15 protein-coding genes and 1 pseudogene are annotated in these 15,246 nt (G+C 71.4%); 7 read left to right on the top strand and 9 right to left on the bottom strand.

Going from position 1 to position 15,246, the window contains the following annotated elements; genetic code table 11:
• Nucleotides 1-71 precede the first annotated feature (71 nt).
• Complete coding sequence (locus AB0E77_RS00590; RefSeq protein ID WP_361563489.1) at nt 72-1,478, bottom strand: M28 family peptidase; 1,407 nt, start codon at nt 1,476-1,478, stop codon at nt 72-74.
• A 240-nt stretch (nt 1,479-1,718) separates the two neighbouring features.
• Nucleotides 1,719-3,386, bottom strand: a complete 1,668-nt coding sequence (locus tag AB0E77_RS00585; protein WP_361563486.1) for a fumarate hydratase — start codon at nt 3,384-3,386, stop codon at nt 1,719-1,721.
• Nucleotides 3,387-3,602: 216 nt separating this feature from the next.
• Here AB0E77_RS00585 and AB0E77_RS00580 point away from each other — a divergent pair, with 216 nt between their 5' ends.
• Complete coding sequence (locus AB0E77_RS00580) at nt 3,603-4,301, top strand: DUF1707 domain-containing protein (protein WP_361563483.1); 699 nt, start codon at nt 3,603-3,605, stop codon at nt 4,299-4,301.
• Nucleotides 4,302-4,404: 103 nt separating this feature from the next.
• Nucleotides 4,405-4,785, top strand: a complete 381-nt coding sequence (locus AB0E77_RS00575; protein WP_361563480.1) for a WhiB family transcriptional regulator — start codon at nt 4,405-4,407, stop codon at nt 4,783-4,785.
• 171 nt (nt 4,786-4,956) lie between these two features.
• On the opposite strand, the gene glpX is transcribed toward AB0E77_RS00575, so the two are convergent.
• The gene (gene glpX, locus AB0E77_RS00570; protein WP_189228867.1) at nt 4,957-5,991 is read right to left on the bottom strand and encodes a class II fructose-bisphosphatase; all 1,035 of its coding nucleotides are present in this window, start codon (nt 5,989-5,991) and stop codon (nt 4,957-4,959) included.
• 124 nt (nt 5,992-6,115) lie between these two features.
• Here glpX and AB0E77_RS00565 point away from each other — a divergent pair, with 124 nt between their 5' ends.
• Nucleotides 6,116-6,649: a DUF4245 domain-containing protein gene (locus AB0E77_RS00565; RefSeq protein WP_361563477.1), complete on the top strand. Its 534-nt coding sequence runs from the start codon at nt 6,116-6,118 to the stop codon at nt 6,647-6,649.
• Nucleotides 6,650-6,742: 93 nt separating this feature from the next.
• Here AB0E77_RS00565 and AB0E77_RS00560 read toward each other — a convergent pair whose 3' ends face one another.
• A complete protein-coding gene (locus AB0E77_RS00560; RefSeq protein ID WP_361563474.1) occupies nt 6,743-7,333 on the bottom strand; it encodes a malonic semialdehyde reductase in 591 nt (196 codons plus the stop codon).
• A 244-nt stretch (nt 7,334-7,577) separates the two neighbouring features.
• On the opposite strand from AB0E77_RS00560, the gene AB0E77_RS00555 reads away from it, so the two are divergent.
• Nucleotides 7,578-7,790, top strand: a complete 213-nt coding sequence (locus AB0E77_RS00555) for a DUF4287 domain-containing protein (protein ID WP_361563472.1) — start codon at nt 7,578-7,580, stop codon at nt 7,788-7,790.
• A gap of 35 nt (nt 7,791-7,825) precedes the next feature.
• Here AB0E77_RS00555 and AB0E77_RS00550 read toward each other — a convergent pair whose 3' ends face one another.
• From AB0E77_RS00550 to AB0E77_RS00540, 3 genes are all read right to left on the bottom strand, one after another.
• Nucleotides 7,826-8,077 (bottom strand): exodeoxyribonuclease VII small subunit, encoded by a 252-nt coding sequence (locus tag AB0E77_RS00550; RefSeq protein ID WP_361563469.1) that lies wholly within the window; start codon nt 8,075-8,077, stop codon nt 7,826-7,828.
• Between the two features lie 9 nt (nt 8,078-8,086).
• Nucleotides 8,087-9,295, bottom strand: a complete 1,209-nt coding sequence (gene xseA, locus AB0E77_RS00545; protein ID WP_361563466.1) for an exodeoxyribonuclease VII large subunit — start codon at nt 9,293-9,295, stop codon at nt 8,087-8,089.
• Nucleotides 9,296-9,425: 130 nt separating this feature from the next.
• Entirely contained in the window at nt 9,426-10,799 is a 1,374-nt protein-coding gene (locus AB0E77_RS00540) for an APC family permease (protein ID WP_361563464.1), read from the bottom strand.
• Between the two features lie 104 nt (nt 10,800-10,903).
• Here AB0E77_RS00540 and AB0E77_RS00535 point away from each other — a divergent pair, with 104 nt between their 5' ends.
• Nucleotides 10,904-11,920, top strand: a complete 1,017-nt coding sequence (locus tag AB0E77_RS00535; RefSeq protein WP_361563462.1) for a 4-hydroxy-3-methylbut-2-enyl diphosphate reductase — start codon at nt 10,904-10,906, stop codon at nt 11,918-11,920.
• Nucleotides 11,921-12,006: 86 nt separating this feature from the next.
• Nucleotides 12,007-12,747, top strand: coding sequence for a polyphosphate--glucose phosphotransferase (gene ppgK, locus AB0E77_RS00530; protein ID WP_361563459.1), 741 nt, complete (start codon nt 12,007-12,009; stop codon nt 12,745-12,747).
• A 128-nt stretch (nt 12,748-12,875) separates the two neighbouring features.
• On the opposite strand, the gene AB0E77_RS00525 is transcribed toward ppgK, so the two are convergent.
• Nucleotides 12,876-13,496 carry a DUF6542 domain-containing protein gene (locus AB0E77_RS00525; protein ID WP_361563456.1) on the bottom strand — a complete coding sequence of 207 codons (621 nt, stop codon included), beginning with the start codon at nt 13,494-13,496 and terminating at the stop codon, nt 12,876-12,878.
• Between the two features lie 175 nt (nt 13,497-13,671).
• Between AB0E77_RS00525 and ychF the strand changes: the two genes are divergently transcribed.
• Nucleotides 13,672-14,760 (top strand): redox-regulated ATPase YchF, encoded by a 1,089-nt coding sequence (gene ychF, locus AB0E77_RS00520; RefSeq protein WP_361563453.1) that lies wholly within the window; start codon nt 13,672-13,674, stop codon nt 14,758-14,760.
• Between the two features lie 137 nt (nt 14,761-14,897).
• Here the strand turns inward: ychF and AB0E77_RS00515 are convergent.
• A pseudogene (locus tag AB0E77_RS00515) lies at nt 14,898-15,185 on the bottom strand (iron chelate uptake ABC transporter family permease subunit); the annotation flags it as partial.
• Between the last annotated feature and the right edge of the window lie 61 nt (nt 15,186-15,246).

Below are 15,246 nucleotides of genomic sequence, written 5' to 3'. Positions count from 1 at the left end.
GGGTGCAGGGTCCGCGGCGTGGCCGGGAGACGGTTCGGCGGCCGGCCCACGGACGGGCCGGCCGCCGCGGGTCAGCCTTCCCGCAGGCTCACGTCGTCCAGGACGAAGCTGGTCTGCAGACTGCCGTCCTCGCTGCCGGTGAAGCTCAGCACCACCTGCCGGCCGGCGTACGCGCCGAGGTCGACCGCGCGCTGCACATAGCCGCTCTGGGCGTCGGCGTTGGACAGGGTGGCGAGCGTGGTGCCGTCGGCCTTCACCCTGAAGGTGTCGTACGCCGTCGACCCCGACTCGTCGGTGTCGATGTGCAGCCAGAACGTCAGCCGGGTGCACCCGGCCGGCACGGTCACCGTCTGGCCGACCGACTCGGCGTGCGTGGAACCGTAACCGGCGAGCCACGAGAAGCGGGTCCCGGAGTGCGCCGACTGGCCCGAGTGGGCGCCGATCGTGCCGGTGTCCCCGGTCCACGGCGCGCTGCCGTTCTCGAAACCGCCGTTGGCGACGGGGTCGGTGTCGCAGCCGCCGTCCCCGCCGCCGGTGTCCACGGCGCGCTGCCAGATGGTGTGCGCGATCCCGTCCGACGCACGGTCCAGGCCGGTGGTGTTGATGTTGTCGAGGTTGTCGCACGACCGGTGGTAGCACGGGTCGTACGAGGACCCGGCGGTGCCGCCCCACTTGGCGGCCTGCGCGGACGTCTTGCGGGCACTGGCGCCCATCGCGTAGCCGGAGGTCGGGATGCCGTACTGCTCGAACGAGTAGTCGTCGCTGCGCCCGGCGCCCTCGGTGTTCTCCTCGGGCTGCAGGCCCAGCGAGTCCCAGTACGCCTTCATCGGCGCGGCGGCGGCCGAGGTGACGTGGTTGATGAAGTAGCCGCCGTTGGTGGAGGCGACCATGTCGAAGTTGTAGTACGCCGTGATCGCGGACCGCTGCGCCGAGGAGAGCGAGCGGACGTAGAAGTCGGAGCCGTTGAGTCCCTGTTCCTCGTCGGTCCACCAGGCGAAGCGGACCCGGCCCTTCATCGTCGGGTTCTGCTGTGCCAGGGTCAGGGCGTTCTCCAGGAGGGCGGCCGAGCCCGAGCCGTTGTCGTTCATGCCGGGGCCCGCCGAGACGCTGTCGAGGTGGGCGCCGAACATGGACACGTCGCCCGCGTCGCCGTGCGGCCACTCGGCGATCAGGTTGGGCCCGGCGCCGCTGCTGCAACCGGAGGTGCACGGCTGCTCGGTGACGGTGTAACCGGCCGCCTGCAGCTTGCCCTTCACGTAGGCGACGGAGTCGCGGTATCCCTGGCCGGTCGAGCGGCGGGTGCCGCCGTTGCGTCCGGCTATGGAGTTCAGCTCGGTCAGGTGCGCCTTCACCTTCGTCACGTCGATGTCGGGCGGCTGGACGGCGGCGGGCGCGGAGCCGGCGGCGACGGCGGGGAGTGTGCCGAGGCCGAGCACGACGGCGAGGGACAGGCTCGCCACGGCGAATCTTCGTTTCACCTTCGGTCCTCCAGAAGTGGCTGAGGGGTGGCCACGCAGGTCATGTACGCATGGCGTGTACATGTCGGAGCGGCGAAAGACTCACAGCGGGAGCCGGGGCAGTCAATGGAACGGACGCCCGGGACGGAAGGTTGTCCGAAAGAAGAACCGTGTGTTCGTTATCCGGACAAGTGAGGAGAGGGGAAAGGCCGGCCCGGACGCGTCCGGACCGGCCTTTCGCCGGCCGAGGAGCGGTGCGGGCTACGCCAGCCCCGGCCCCCGCACCGGAATCGTCGTGAACGTCGGCGCGGGCGCCGGGTCCTGGAAGAAGTCGTTGCCCTTGTCGTCCACCACGATGAACGCCGGGAAGTCCTCGACCTCGATCTTCCAGACCGCCTCCATGCCGAGCTCCTCGTACTCGACGACCTCGACCTTCTTGATGCAGTCCTGCGCGAGCCGGGCCGCCGGGCCGCCGATCGAGCCGAGGTAGAAGCCGCCGTGCGCGTCGCACGCGTCCGTGACCTGCTTGCTGCGGTTGCCCTTCGCCAGCATCACCTTGGAGCCGCCCGCCGCCTGGAACTGCTCCACGTAGGAGTCCATGCGCCCGGCGGTGGTCGGTCCGAAGGACCCGGACGCGTACCCCTCCGGCGTCTTCGCGGGACCCGCGTAGTACACCGGGTGGTCCTTCAGGTACTGCGGCATCTCCTCGCCCGCGTCCAGCCGCTCCTTGATCTTGGCGTGCGCGATGTCGCGCGCCACGACCAGCGGGCCGGTCAGCGACAGCCGGGTCTTGACCGGGTGCTTCGTCAGCTCGGCCAGGATGTCGTCCATGGGCTGGTTGAGGTCGACCTTGACGACGTCACCGTCGGCGTCGAGGTGCTCGTCCGTCGTCTCCGGCAGGAAGCGCGCCGGGTCGGTCTCCAGCTGCTCCAGGAAGACGCCCTCGGCGGTGATCTTCGCGACCGCCTGCCGGTCGGCGGAGCAGGACACGGCGATCGCGACCGGGCAGGACGCGCCGTGCCGGGGCAGCCGCACCACGCGCACGTCGTGGCAGAAGTACTTGCCGCCGAACTGCGCGCCGATGCCGATCTTCTGCGTCAGCTCGAAGACCTTCTCCTCCAGCTCCTTGTCCCGGAAGCCGTGCCCGAGCGCCGAACCCTCGGCCGGGATCTCGTCCAGGTAGTGCGCGGAGGCGTACTTCGCGGTCTTCAGCGCGTACTCGGCCGAGGTGCCGCCGACGACGATCGCCAGGTGGTACGGCGGGCAGGCGGCCGTGCCCAGCGAGCGGATCTTCTCCTCCAGGAACTTCATCATGGAGGACTCGTTCAGGACGGCCTTGGTCTCCTGGTACAGGAACGACTTGTTGGCCGAGCCGCCGCCCTTCGCCATGAACAGGAACTTGTAGGCGCCGCCGTCGGTCGCGTACAGCTCGATCTGGGCCGGGAGGTTGGAGCCGGTGTTCTTCTCCTCCCACATGGTGAGCGGGGCCATCTGCGAGTAGCGCAGGTTCAGGTTCTTGTAGGCGTCGTAGATGCCCCGGCTCAGGGCCTCCTCGTCGCCGCCCGCCGTCAGCACGTTCTGGCCGCGCTTGCCCATCACGATCGCCGTGCCGGTGTCCTGGCACATCGGCAGCACGCCCGCCGCCGCGATGTTCGCGTTCTTCAGCAGGTCCAGGGCGACGAACTTGTCGTTGCCCGACGCCTCGGGGTCGTCGATGATGCGGCGCAGCTGCGCCAGGTGGGCCGGGCGCAGGTAGTGCTGGATGTCGTGGATGGCCTCCTCGGCCAGCTTGCGCAGCGCCTCCGGCTCCACCTTGAGGAACGTCCGCCCGTCGGCCTCGAAGGTGGAGACGCCCTCCGCGGTCACCAGCCGGTACGGAGTGGTGTCCTCGCCCTGGGGGAGCAGATCGGTGTACGCGAACTCAGGCATCTCGCCCATTCCTCACTCGACATCACGCGCGGCTGGATTCCTCAGCAACGACGGCTGGCCTCCGTTGGCAGCGTCCACCAGCGTAAAACCTGTCGTCCGCGGCGAGCTTGTGAGGTAAGGCTCAGTAGAGGCGGGGCACGTGAGCAGACGGCGGAGCGCGACAAGGTCGTCCCCACCCCTGGTCGCGATCTATCGCGTTTCGGTACGCTGCCTGACGTGGACCTTCAGAAGCACGACCGACAGCCGCCCGCGGACCCGGCGCCGCACGTCACCGAGTTGCGCGCCTCGGACGCCGACCGCGACCGCATCGCCGACATGCTGCGCGAGGCGCTCGCCGAGGGACGGCTGACCGCCGAGGAGCACGCCGAGCGCGTGGAAGGCGTGCTGGCCGCCAAGACGGTCGGCGAGCTGGACGTGTTCGTGCGCGACCTGCCCGCCGCGCACGGGGGCCGGAGCGGCACCGCCGCCCCGGCACCCGACCGCCCCACCCTCGGCGCGATCCCGGCCGACCCCGAGGAGAACGTGGTGGCGGTGTTCAGCAGCGCCGTCCGCAGGGGCCGTCGGCGCGCGAGCCGCCGTATCCACGCGTACGCGGTCTTCGGGAGCGTCGAGATCGACCTCAGCGAGGCGCTCTTCGAGCACCAGCAGGTCGTGATCAAGGCGTTCGCGGTCTTCGGCAGCGTCGAGGTCAGGGTCCCGGAGAACGTGTCGCTGCGCGGCGCGGGCGGCGGCGTGCTCGGCAGCTTCGAGGTGGACACCCTCGACTCCGCCGAGGCCGACGCCCCCGTCATCTATGTGGACGGCTGGGCCGTGCTGGGCAGCGTCGAGGCGCGCCCGAAGAGGGGCAAGCTCGTCGCGGACATCCTCGACCGGGTGCAGCGCAAGGTCGAGAAGGGTTTGCGCAAGCACGTGTAGCGCGGCGCCCGTGGCGGTACGGAACCCAGTGCATAGGCGCGCGCACAGCGGGTAAGCCTGACGCATCGTCTCTCGCTCGCGAAGCCGTCGTCAGGAGTAGACCGTGCTGCAACCGCCGCATTCGTCCCTGCAGGTAGCTGCCGTTCCGGCCCAGCGGGTGCCCGTGCGGGACAGGGACCAAGACGCTCCGTGGCACACCGAGGCGGTGTGCCGGCGCGACGAGGCCGGACTGTTCTTCGCACCCTCCAAGGAACCCACCGCCGCCCGGCTCTCCCGCGAGGAGGCGGCCAAGCGCGTGTGCGCCCGCTGCCCGGTCATGGTCGAATGCCGCGAGCACGCGCTCCTGCAGCCCGAGCCGTACGGCGTCTGGGGCGGCCTCACCGCCGCCGAGCGCCGAGTGGTCCTGGCCCGGCGCCGGCGCCGCGACCTGGAGCTGAAGAAGACGGCCCGCCCCGCAGCGGGCCGCATAGCCGCGGCCGGCTGACCCCCGACGCGACGAAGGGGCACCCTCTCCGCACAGAGGGTGCCCCTACTCATGCCGGGACGGGTCACGCCGCCAGCGGTGCGCGGAACTGCGCGACAAGCCACGACGCGCCCGCACCCGCCACGCGACAGCACCCCCCGCTCCGGAAGGCGCCCCGCGAACCCGACGGCGTCACTTCGCCCGGTCGAAGTCGATCGCGCTGTAGGCACGCAGCTTGCTCAGCCGGTGCTCCGAGTCGATCCGCCGCACCGTGCCCGACTTGGAGCGCATCACGATCGAGTCGGTCGTGGCCGTCTCGGAGCGGTAGCGCACGCCGCGCAGCAGCTCGCCGTCGGTGATGCCGGTCGCGACGAAGAAGACGTTGTCCCCGGAGACCAGGTCGTCGGTGGTCAGCACCCGGTCCAGGTCGTGCCCGGCGTCGATCGCGCGCTGCCGCTCCTCGTCGTCCTTCGGCCACAGCTTGCCCTGGATGGTGCCGCCCAGGCACTTCACGGCGCAGGCCGAGATGATGCCCTCGGGCGTGCCGCCGATGCCGAGCAGCAGGTCGATGCCGGTGCCCTCGCGCAGCGCCAGGATGGAGCCGGCCACGTCGCCGTCGGAGATCAGCTTGATCCGGGCGCCGGTCTCCCGGACCTCCTTGATCAGGTCCTGGTGCCGGGGCCGGTCGAGGATGACGACCGTGACGTCCTCGGGGGTGCGCCGCTTGGCCTTGGCCACCCGGCGGATGTTCACGGACACGGGCGCGTTGATGTCGACGAAGTCGGCGGCCTCCGGGCCGGTGACCAGCTTGTCCATGTAGAACACGGCCGACGGGTCGAACATGGAGCCGCGCTCGGCGGCGGCCAGCACGGCGATCGCGTTGGTCATGCCCTTCGCGGTCAGCGTGGTGCCGTCGATCGGGTCGACGGCGATGTCGACCTCGGCGCCGGTCCCGTCCCCGACCTGCTCTCCGTTGAAGAGCATCGGGGCCTCGTCCTTCTCGCCCTCGCCGATGACGACGACGCCGTTCATCGAGACGGTGGAGACGAGGGTGCGCATGGCGCGCACCGCGGCACCGTCGGCGCCGTTCTTGTCACCGCGCCCGACCCAGCGGCCGGCGGCCATCGCCGCGGCCTCGGTGACCCGGACGAGCTCCAGGGCGAGGTTGCGGTCGGGGGCCTCTGAGGGGACGTCCAACTCGGACGGCAGATGATGATGCTCGGTCATCGGAGCGCACCTTTCTGATACGACGACGGCCGGATGAGGGTATGGGCGCACTCTATCGTCAGTCCGACAAAATGAGCAGGGGACCCCACGGATGAGCGGATCGGGGACCTGCGACGATAGGGGCGTGGCAGGTACGAAAAAGCAGAAGACGGCCCGAGACATGATCCTCTCCCTGGGGGTCATCGTGCTCGTGGGCATGGTGATCTGGCTCTTCATCCCGCACGACGACGACGGTGAGCCCGACCTCAGGCGGGTCGACTACCGGGTCGAGCTGCTCACCGCGCGCCGCGCGGCGTCGTACCCCGTCGCGGCGCCCGAGGGGCTGTCCCAGGACTGGAAGCCGACCTCCGTCCGGTTCCGCGGCGACGACCACGACGCCTGGCACCTGGGCTTCCGCGCCCCCGACGGCGAGTACGTGGCGGTCGAGCAGTCCATGGGCAAGCCGGCCGCCTTCATAGAGGAGGCCACCCAGGGCGGGCGGAAGACCGACGCCACCGAGCAGATCGGCGGCCGTACGTGGACCCGCTACGAGGGTGGCCGGTACGACGCCCTGGTGGTCCAGGACACGGACGGCACCAAGGGCGCGACGACCGTCGTGGCGGGCACCGGCTCGTTCGAGCAGCTCGCCGACATGGCGGCGGCGCTGAAGACGGGCTGAGCGCCGCTCCCCACCGCCTGTGACGAAGGCCCCCGGCGCAGCGCCGGGGGCCTTCGTGTCGCGGGTGACCGCGCAGGAGCGCGGACGGCCGCCTCAGACGGTGGTGACGACCTGCTCGTACGACAGGCGCGGGGAGCGCGGGAACCAGGCGTCCGGGCCCGGGCGGCCGATGTTGACGACCATCAGCGGGGTGTGGTCGTCGTCCAGGAACTCCTTGCGCACGCCCTCGAAGTCGAGGCCGGTCATCGGGCCGGCGGCGAGGCCGGCGGCACGGACGCCGACGATGAAGTACGCGGCCTGGAGGGCGGCGTTCAGCGAGGCGGCACCCTCACGCACGGGGCGCTCGCTGAAGAAGGCGTCCTTGGCCTGCGGGAAGTGCGGGAAGAGCTGCGGCAGCTCCTCGTGGAACTCGTTGTCGGCGGACAGGATCGCGACCAGCGGGGCGGCGGCGGTCTTGGGCCGGTTGCCCTCGGCCATGTGCTGGACCAGACGCTCACGGGCCTCGGGGGAGCGGACCAGCGTGATGCGCAGCGGGGACTGGTTGAAGGCGGTGGGGCCGTACTTGACCAGCTCGTAGATCGCCTGGACCTGCTCGTCGGTCACCGGCTCGTCGGTGAAGGTGTTGGCGGTGCGGGCCTCGCGGAACAGCAGGTCCTGGGCGGCGGGGTCAAGAACGAGAGACATGCGTGGACTTCCTCGGTGTGTACGTCGCCCCCGCGCGGTGCGGCACGGAAGCCGTTGACGCGGACGACGCTACGCGAAAGAAGTTCAAGCTTCAACAAATAAGGAGGCGGAGTGATCCGCTTCACCCGATCAAGGGTCGCGAAAGTGGCGCAGGTCACGCCCGACGGGCGATCACTTCGCCCGTCGGGCGCTGTCCTACAGGGCACAGACCGCAGCTCGCGCGCACCGAGGGGATCGCACCGACATGACCAGCACCGTCAAGGGCCCCGCGTCCTACTTCCCGTCGATCGAGAAGAAGTACGGCCGGCCCGTCGCGGAGTGGAAGGAACTGATCCGCTCCTCGCCGCTGACCAAGCACATGGAACTCGTCGCCTGGCTCAAGACCGAGCACGGACTGGGCCACGGGCACGCCAACGCGCTCGTCGCCCACACGCTCGCCGAGGCCGGCGAGAAGTAGGGGACGGGAATCAGCGGGAGCCGGGGAGCGAGGGATCAGGCCTCCGCGTCCCCGTCCTCCGCCCCGGTCTCCTCGGCCAGCGCCGCGTCCAGGCGGGCGCGGGCGCCCTCCAGCCACCGCCGGCACACCTTCGCCAGCTCCTCGCCCCGCTCCCACAGGGCGAGGGACTCCTCCAGTGACGTACCACCGGCCTCCAGCCGCCGTACGACCTCGATCAGCTCGTCCCGCGCCTGCTCGTACCCGAGCGCCTCGGACACGGCCTCCGGCTGCTCCACCTCGCTGGTCATCCACCCACCCTATGCGTCGACTCGTACGGAGAAATCGCCTTCGGAGACGCGGGCGCGCAGCGTCTCGCCCGGCTCCACCTCGCCCGGGTCCCGCACCGCGTGGCCGTCGGCCCGCTGCAGCACCGCGTACCCCCGCTCGAGGGTCGCGGCCGGGGAGAGGGCCACCACGCGCGCGTGCGTGTGCGTCAGCTCGGAGTCCGCCCGGTCCAGCTGGTGCCGCAGGGAGCGACGGCCCCGCTCCAGCAGCGCCGCCACCTGCTCGGCCCGCTCGTCGATCATCCGGTGCGGGTCCTGTATCGACGGCCGGGCCAGCGCATGGGCCAGCCCCCGCTCCTCGCGGTCGACGAACGCCGCCACGCACCGCCGCGCGCGGTCCCGCAGCTGCCGAACCCGCTCGTACTCCTCTCCGACGTCCGGCACGACCTTCTTCGCGGCGTCGGTCGGCGTGGAGGCCCGCAGGTCGGCGACGAGGTCCAGCAGCGGACTGTCCGGCTCGTGCCCGATCGCCGAGACGACCGGCGTACGGCAGGCGGCGACGGCCCGGACCAGCTGCTCGTCGGAGAACGGCAGCAGGTCCTCCACGCTGCCCCCGCCGCGCGCGACGACGATGACGTCCACGTCGTCCCTCGCGTCCAGCTCCTTCACCGCCTGCACCACCTGCGGCACGGCGTGCACGCCCTGCACGGGCACGTTGCGCACCTCGAAGCGGACGGCGGGCCAGCGGTGCCGGGCGTTCTCCAGCACGTCCCGCTCGGCCGCGGAGGCCCGCCCGCAGACCAGGCCGATCAGCTGCGGCAGAAAGGGCAGCGGCTTCTTGCGCTCCGGCGCGAACAGCCCCTCGCGCGCGAGGGACTTCTTCAGCTGCTCCAGCCGCGCCAGCAGCTCGCCGACCCCCACCGGCTTGATCTCGGCCGCCCGCAACGACAACTGCCCACGCGGCGCGTACCACTCCGGCTTCGCGTGCACGACCACGCGGGCACCCTCGCCGACCACGTCCGCCACCGCGTCGAACACCTGGCGGTAGCAGGTCACGCTCACGGAGATGTCGTACGACGGGTCGCGCAGCGTCAGGAACACCACCCCCGCGCCCGGCCGCCGCGACAGCTGCGTGATCTGCCCCTCGACCCACACCGCGCCGAGCCGGTCGATCCAGCCCCCGATCAGCCGTGACACCTCGCCGACGGGCAGGGGAGCTTCGGGTGACGTGTTCGCAGCCATGCGCCCGAGCGTAACGGCCGGGTACGACAACGCTCCCCGCCCTGACACACCCCCGCGCCCACCGGGCGGGCGGTGCCCCGCAGGGCCTCACATCCCCGCGCCCGCCGGGAAGGCCACGCTCCGGAGGGCCTCACGCCCCGACCGGACCCCGCCGCGGCCCCTGCACGGCAAGGACCACCAGCCCGATCACCAGCCAGACCGCCCCCACCACCTGCGCCGTCCCCGAGGCCTCCACGATCACCGCCACCGTGATGGCCGCGCCGAGCACCGGCACCAGCACATGGCGCCACCAGCTCACCGGACCCCCGCGGCGCCGGACGGCGAACCAGCCCACCACGCTCGCGTGCAGCAGCGTGAACGCGGTCAGCGCGCCGACGTCGACCACCGACACCAGATGGTCGAGACCGTCGTCCCGCCGTGCCGCCCACACCGCCGCCACCATCGTGATCACGGCCGCGACCAGCAGCGCCACCCGCGGCACCCCGGCGTCCGTGCGCGACAGCGCCCCCGGCAGCCGCCGGTCGCGGCCCATCGCGAACAGCAGCCGCCCCGCCGCCGCCTGCCCGGCCAGCGCCGCGAACGCCGCGCCGATCGCCTTGCTCACCGCCACCAGATCGTGCAGCCACGTCCCCACGGACGCGTCCACCGCGTCGTAGAACGCCGACCCCTGCCGCCCCGGATCCGCCGCCAGCCGCGCCGACGTCACCGGCTCGAGCAGCGCCACCAGATACGTCTGCGCCACGAACAGCACACCCGCCAGCGCCAGACAGAACAACAGCGCCCGGGCCACCTTCTCCGAACCGCCCGTGACCTCCTCCGCGAACGTCGCGATCGCGTCGAAGCCCAGATACGACAGCACCGCCACCGACACCGCGCCGACCACCGCCGACAGCGCGAACGCCCCCTGCGTCCCGTCCCCGGACAACGGCGACAGCCAGTCCCGCTCCGTCCCGTCCTGCGCGAGGACCACGATCGCCGCCGCCACGAACACCAGCAGCACCACGATCTCCATCGCCAGCACCAGGAAGCCCACCCGGGCCGCCGCCCGCACGCCCCACAGGTTCAGCGCCGTCGTGACGACCACCGCGAGCGCCGTCCACACCCACCGCGACACCTCCGGGACCAGCGCCTCCATGGCGATGCCGGAGAACAGGTACGCCACCGCCGGGATGAGGACGTAGTCCAGCATCGCCATCCACCCGGCGATGAAACCGGCCCCGTCTCCGAGCCCCACGCGCGCGTACGCGAACACCGACCCCGCCTGGGGGACCACCCGCACCATCTGGGCGTAGCTGAAGGCGGTGAACGCCATCGCCACCGTGGCGACGACGTAGACGAGCGCCACCGCACCGTGCGACTTGGCGTCCAGCGTGCCGAAGACGCCGACCGGCGCCATGGGCGCGATGAACAGCAGCCCGTAGACCACCAGGTCCCTGAAGCCCAGGCTGCGCCTCAGCTCGTGTTCCCCACCGGCCGCGGGGGCCGTCGTACCGGACTCCGACATCGTGCCTCCGCCAGTGCATCGGACTGTGCCTCGGGACGTCCCCGTCAGTGTCTCCGGCGATGCCGCGCCCACGCGATCTCTGACCCGCCGAACGCGGCCTTACGATGGGTGCCATGACCGCTTCGCCTGGCCGCCGTGTCCTGCTCGCCGCCCCCCGTGGTTACTGCGCGGGTGTGGACCGTGCCGTGATCGCCGTCGAGAAGGCCCTGGAGCAGTACGGGGCCCCCGTCTACGTCCGGCACGAGATCGTCCACAACAAGTACGTCGTCCAGACCCTCGAGAAGAAGGGCGCCGTCTTCGTCGAGCAGACGGACGAGGTCCCGCCCGGGAACATCGTCATGTTCTCCGCGCACGGCGTGGCCCCCGTCGTCCACGAGGAGGCCGAGCGCGGGCAGCTCGCCACCATCGACGCCACCTGCCCCCTCGTCACCAAGGTGCACAAGGAAGCCGTCCGCTTCGCCAACGACGACTACGACATCCTCCTGATCGGCCACGAGGGCCACGAGGAGGTCATCGGCACCTCCGGCGAGGCCCCCGACCACATCCAGCTCGTCGACGGCCCCGAGGACGTCGCCAAGGTGGAGGTCCGCGACCCGTCGAAGGTGGTCTGGCTCTCCCAGACCACGCTGTCCGTCGACGAGACGATGGAGACCGTCGACGCGCTGAAGGAGAAGTTCCCGCAGCTCGTCTCCCCGCCGAGCGACGACATCTGCTACGCCACGCAGAACCGCCAGCTGGCGGTGAAGCAGATGGGCGCCCAGGCCGACCTGGTGATCGTCGTCGGCTCCACCAAGTCCTCCAACTCCAAGCGCCTGGTCGAGGTCGCCAAGCAGGCCGGCGCGCGCGCCTCCTACCTGGTGGACTTCGCCGACGAGATCGACGAGGCCTGGCTGGAGGGCGTGACCACCGTCGGCGTCACCTCCGGCGCCTCCGTCCCCGACATCCTGGTCGAGCAGGTCCTGGAGTGGCTGGCGTCGCGCGGCTTCGAGGACGTCGAGATCGTCAAGGCCGCCGAGGAGTCGATCACCTTCTCGCTGCCCAAGGAGCTCCGCCGCGACCTGCGCGAGGAGGCCGCCGCACTGGTGGCCGAGCGGGGCGGCTCCGGTACGACGCAGGCGTGACCGGCAGGGTACGGCGGGGACGCGACCGGCGGGATCACCGTTCCCGTGTCCACGTGACTGTCGGTGGCCCGTCGTAACGTGGAGCCATGCAGATCTTCGGCGTGGACATCGGCGGATCCGGGATCAAGGGCGCCCCTGTGGACCTCGACAGGGGTGACCTGGCCCAGGAGCGCCGCAAGGTGCTCACCCCGCACCCGGCGACCCCGGACGGGGTGGCCGACGGGGTGAAGCAGGTCGTCGACCACTTCGGCTGGACCGGCCCGGTCGGGCTCACCTTCCCCGGCGTCGTCACCGGCGGCGCCACGGTCCGCACGGCGGCCAACGTCGACAAGAGCTGGGTGGACACGGACGCCCGCGCCCTGTTCGGCGAGCGGCTCGGCGGACTGGACGTCACGGTCGTCAACGACGCGGACGCGGCCGGCGTGGCCGAGATGCACTTCGGCGCCGGGCGCGGCCGGCGGGGCACGGTCGTCCTGCTCACCTTCGGCACGGGCATCGGCAGCGCCGTCTTCACCGAAGGCGTCCTGGTCCCCAACAGCGAGCTGGGCCACCTGGAGCTGGACGGCCACGACGCGGAGAAGCGGGCCTCCAGCAAGGTCAAGGACGACCACGACCTGTCGTGGGAGCAGTGGGCCCACCGGGTGCGGAAGTACCTCGCCCATGTGGAGATGCTGTTCTCGCCCGAGCTGTTCATCATCGGCGGCGGGGTCAGCCGCAAGTCCCACAAGTTCCTGCCCTACCTCGAGGGCATCCGGGCGGAGATCGTCCCGGCGCAGCTGCAGAACAACGCGGGCATCGTGGGGGCGGCGATGCGGGCGGCGGGCTGAGCGGACGAGTGCGGGGGCGCCGGCCCGGCGGATGCCGGGTGCCCTGCTCGTCGCCCGTCAGGGCGCGACGGTGGGCCCCGCGCTCACGCCCACGCCCACGCTCATGCCCGTCACGTCCGTCACGTCCGTCACGGGGTGGGCCGGCTGCGGGCGGCGGCGGCCCGGCGGCGGACCAGCCGGACACGACGGACGAGCACGATGACCCCGGCGGCGAGCGTCCCGCCGTACAGCCAGCCGGCCTCGGTGGCCAGGGCGGTCACCAGCCCCATCAGCCGCCCGCCGGCGCCGTCCCCGCGCTCGGCGACGGTCAGCAGGCCCGCGGCGAAGGAGATCGGCGCGACGACGGGCGCGATCACCAGGTCGCCCCTGCGCACCCAGCACGCCGTGAGCACGCACACCGGCAGGAACAGCACGCCGTACACCGTCAGGGACCCGCCGGCCAGCAGCTCGTCGAGGAACCCGAGCGCGACCATCACCGCCGCGCAGAACAGACCGCTGCCCAGCCCGGTCAGCCGGGGATTGGGCGTCGCGCGCACCCGCCGCAGGACCCGCAGCGGCAGCGGCGCCGGTGCCCTGACCCCGGGCCGGGACCCGGCCGCCGGCGGCCGGCGCGGCGCGCCGCCCGCACCCGCCCCGGGCCGGACCGGCGGTCTCGCCGTCCCGCCGCCGGCACCCCGCCCCTGCGGGGGCAACGGCGTCCGGCCTCGTCGCGGTCCGTACTGCGCAGGTCGCGTCCCGTGTTGCTCCACTGGACCAACTTAGGTCGGTTAATGTGCCGAATAGCCCGACAGACACGCCGTGGGGCGATGGGTGGCCAAGCGTTCGACGCCCGGCACGGCCGTTACCGGACACCCCGTAGACTGGTGGATCGGCCCAGTCTGGCCTGCCCCGCCCTCCGCATCCTCACGTACGGGAAGTCGCAACGTGTCGCTCACGATCGGAATCGTCGGTCTGCCGAATGTCGGCAAGTCGACCCTGTTCAACGCCCTGACCAAGAACGACGTGCTCGCGGCCAACTACCCGTTCGCCACGATCGAGCCCAACGTCGGCGTCGTGGGCGTCCCGGACCCGCGCCTGACGAAGCTGGCCGAGATCTTCTCCTCCGAGAAGATCCTCCCGGCGACGGTCGACTTCGTGGACATCGCGGGCATCGTGCGCGGCGCGAGCGAGGGCGAGGGCCTGGGCAACAAGTTCCTGGCGAACATCCGTGAGTCCGACGCGATCTGCCAGGTCATCCGCGCCTTCAAGGACGAGAACGTCGTCCACGTCGACGGCAAGGTCTCGCCCAAGGACGACATCGAGACGATCAACACCGAGCTGATCCTCGCCGACCTCCAGACCATCGAGAAGGTCCTCCCGCGCCTCCAGAAGGAGTCGCGCATCAAGAAGGACGTCGCCCCGAAGGTCAAGGCCGTCGAGGAGGCCAAGGAGATCCTGGAGAAGGGCGACACGCTGTTCTCCGCGGGCATCGTCCAGGGCTCCGGCAACGAGGAGCTGCTGCACGACCTGCACCTGCTCACCACCAAGCCCTTCCTCTACGTCTTCAACGTCGACGAGGAGGAGCTGACCGACGAGGACTTCAAGAACGAGCAGCGCGCGCTGGTCGCCCCGGCCGAGGCCATCTTCCTCAACGCCAAGCTCGAGGCGGACCTCGCCGAGCTGGAGGAGGACGAGGCCCTGGAGCTCCTCCAGTCCGTCGGCCAGGACGAGCCCGGCCTCGCCACCCTCGCCCACGTCGGCTTCCGCACCCTGGGCCTCCAGACCTACCTGACGGCCGGCCCGAAGGAATCCCGCGCCTGGACCATCAAGAAGGGCGCCACGGCCCCCGAGGCCGCGGGAGTCATCCACACCGACTTCCAGAAGGGCTTCATCAAGGCCGAGGTCATCTCCTTCGAGGACCTGGTCGCCACGGGCTCGGTGGCGGAGGCCCGCGCGAAGGGCAAGGCGCGCATGGAGGGCAAGGAGTATGTGATGCAGGACGGGGACGTGGTGGAGTTCCGTTTCAACGTGTAAGGGCTGACGTCCAGGCAAGCGAGGGTCCGGCTCTTCGGAGCCGGGCCCTTCGTCCCTTCTGCGCGCGGTGCGAGGGGTGAGCCGGGGCCGCTTTTCCTACTCGTTTGACACACTGAGGGAGTGGGTGAGGCGACGTACGGCATCAGGGCCGAACCGGTCACCCGCTGGGTCACCAGGTCGGCCGTGGTGACCAGCAGGGCGCCCCATCCAGGCGGCCGGCAGCAGGTTGGGGCCGGGGGTCCGGGTCGGGCGGCGCGCCAACTGCGGTGCGGCCAGCGACAGGAACGGGATCGGGCCGCCGCGGCCACCGCCATGGCGGCGAGGCCGGTGCCCGCGCTCAGCAGCACCAGACGGCTGCGCTCCGGCGGCACCCCGAGGGCGCTCGCGGTGTCGTCGCCCATCTCCAGCATCGTCAGCCGGCGTGCGCGTCCTGGCCGACATCAAGGCGGCACTGGCCGGGTGACACCGCGCGGGCCCGCGTGAACC

This window comes from Streptomyces sp. NPDC032940, from assembly GCF_040636935.1.
In the GTDB taxonomy this organism is placed as follows: Bacteria; Actinomycetota; Actinomycetes; order Streptomycetales; family Streptomycetaceae; genus Streptomyces.
This window is presented reverse-complemented; position numbering and strand designations above follow the sequence as displayed.

Excerpts from the sequence above, each read along its gene's own strand:
- AB0E77_RS00540 (WP_361563464.1), bottom strand. The coding sequence starts at position 10,799 with ATGTCGGAGTCCGGTACGACGGCCCCCGCGGCCGGTGGGGAACACGAG.
- AB0E77_RS00560 (WP_361563474.1), bottom strand. The coding sequence starts at position 7,333 with ATGTCTCTCGTTCTTGACCCCGCCGCCCAGGACCTGCTGTTCCGCGAG.
- xseA (WP_361563466.1), bottom strand. The coding sequence starts at position 9,295 with ATGGCTGCGAACACGTCACCCGAAGCTCCCCTGCCCGTCGGCGAGGTG.
- glpX (WP_189228867.1), bottom strand. The coding sequence starts at position 5,991 with ATGACCGAGCATCATCATCTGCCGTCCGAGTTGGACGTCCCCTCAGAG.
- ppgK (WP_361563459.1), top strand. The coding sequence starts at position 12,007 with ATGCAGATCTTCGGCGTGGACATCGGCGGATCCGGGATCAAGGGCGCC.
- AB0E77_RS00585 (WP_361563486.1), bottom strand. The coding sequence starts at position 3,386 with ATGCCTGAGTTCGCGTACACCGATCTGCTCCCCCAGGGCGAGGACACC.
- AB0E77_RS00555 (WP_361563472.1), top strand. The coding sequence starts at position 7,578 with ATGACCAGCACCGTCAAGGGCCCCGCGTCCTACTTCCCGTCGATCGAG.
- AB0E77_RS00550 (WP_361563469.1), bottom strand. The coding sequence starts at position 8,077 with ATGACCAGCGAGGTGGAGCAGCCGGAGGCCGTGTCCGAGGCGCTCGGG.
- AB0E77_RS00535 (WP_361563462.1), top strand. The coding sequence starts at position 10,904 with ATGGGTGCCATGACCGCTTCGCCTGGCCGCCGTGTCCTGCTCGCCGCC.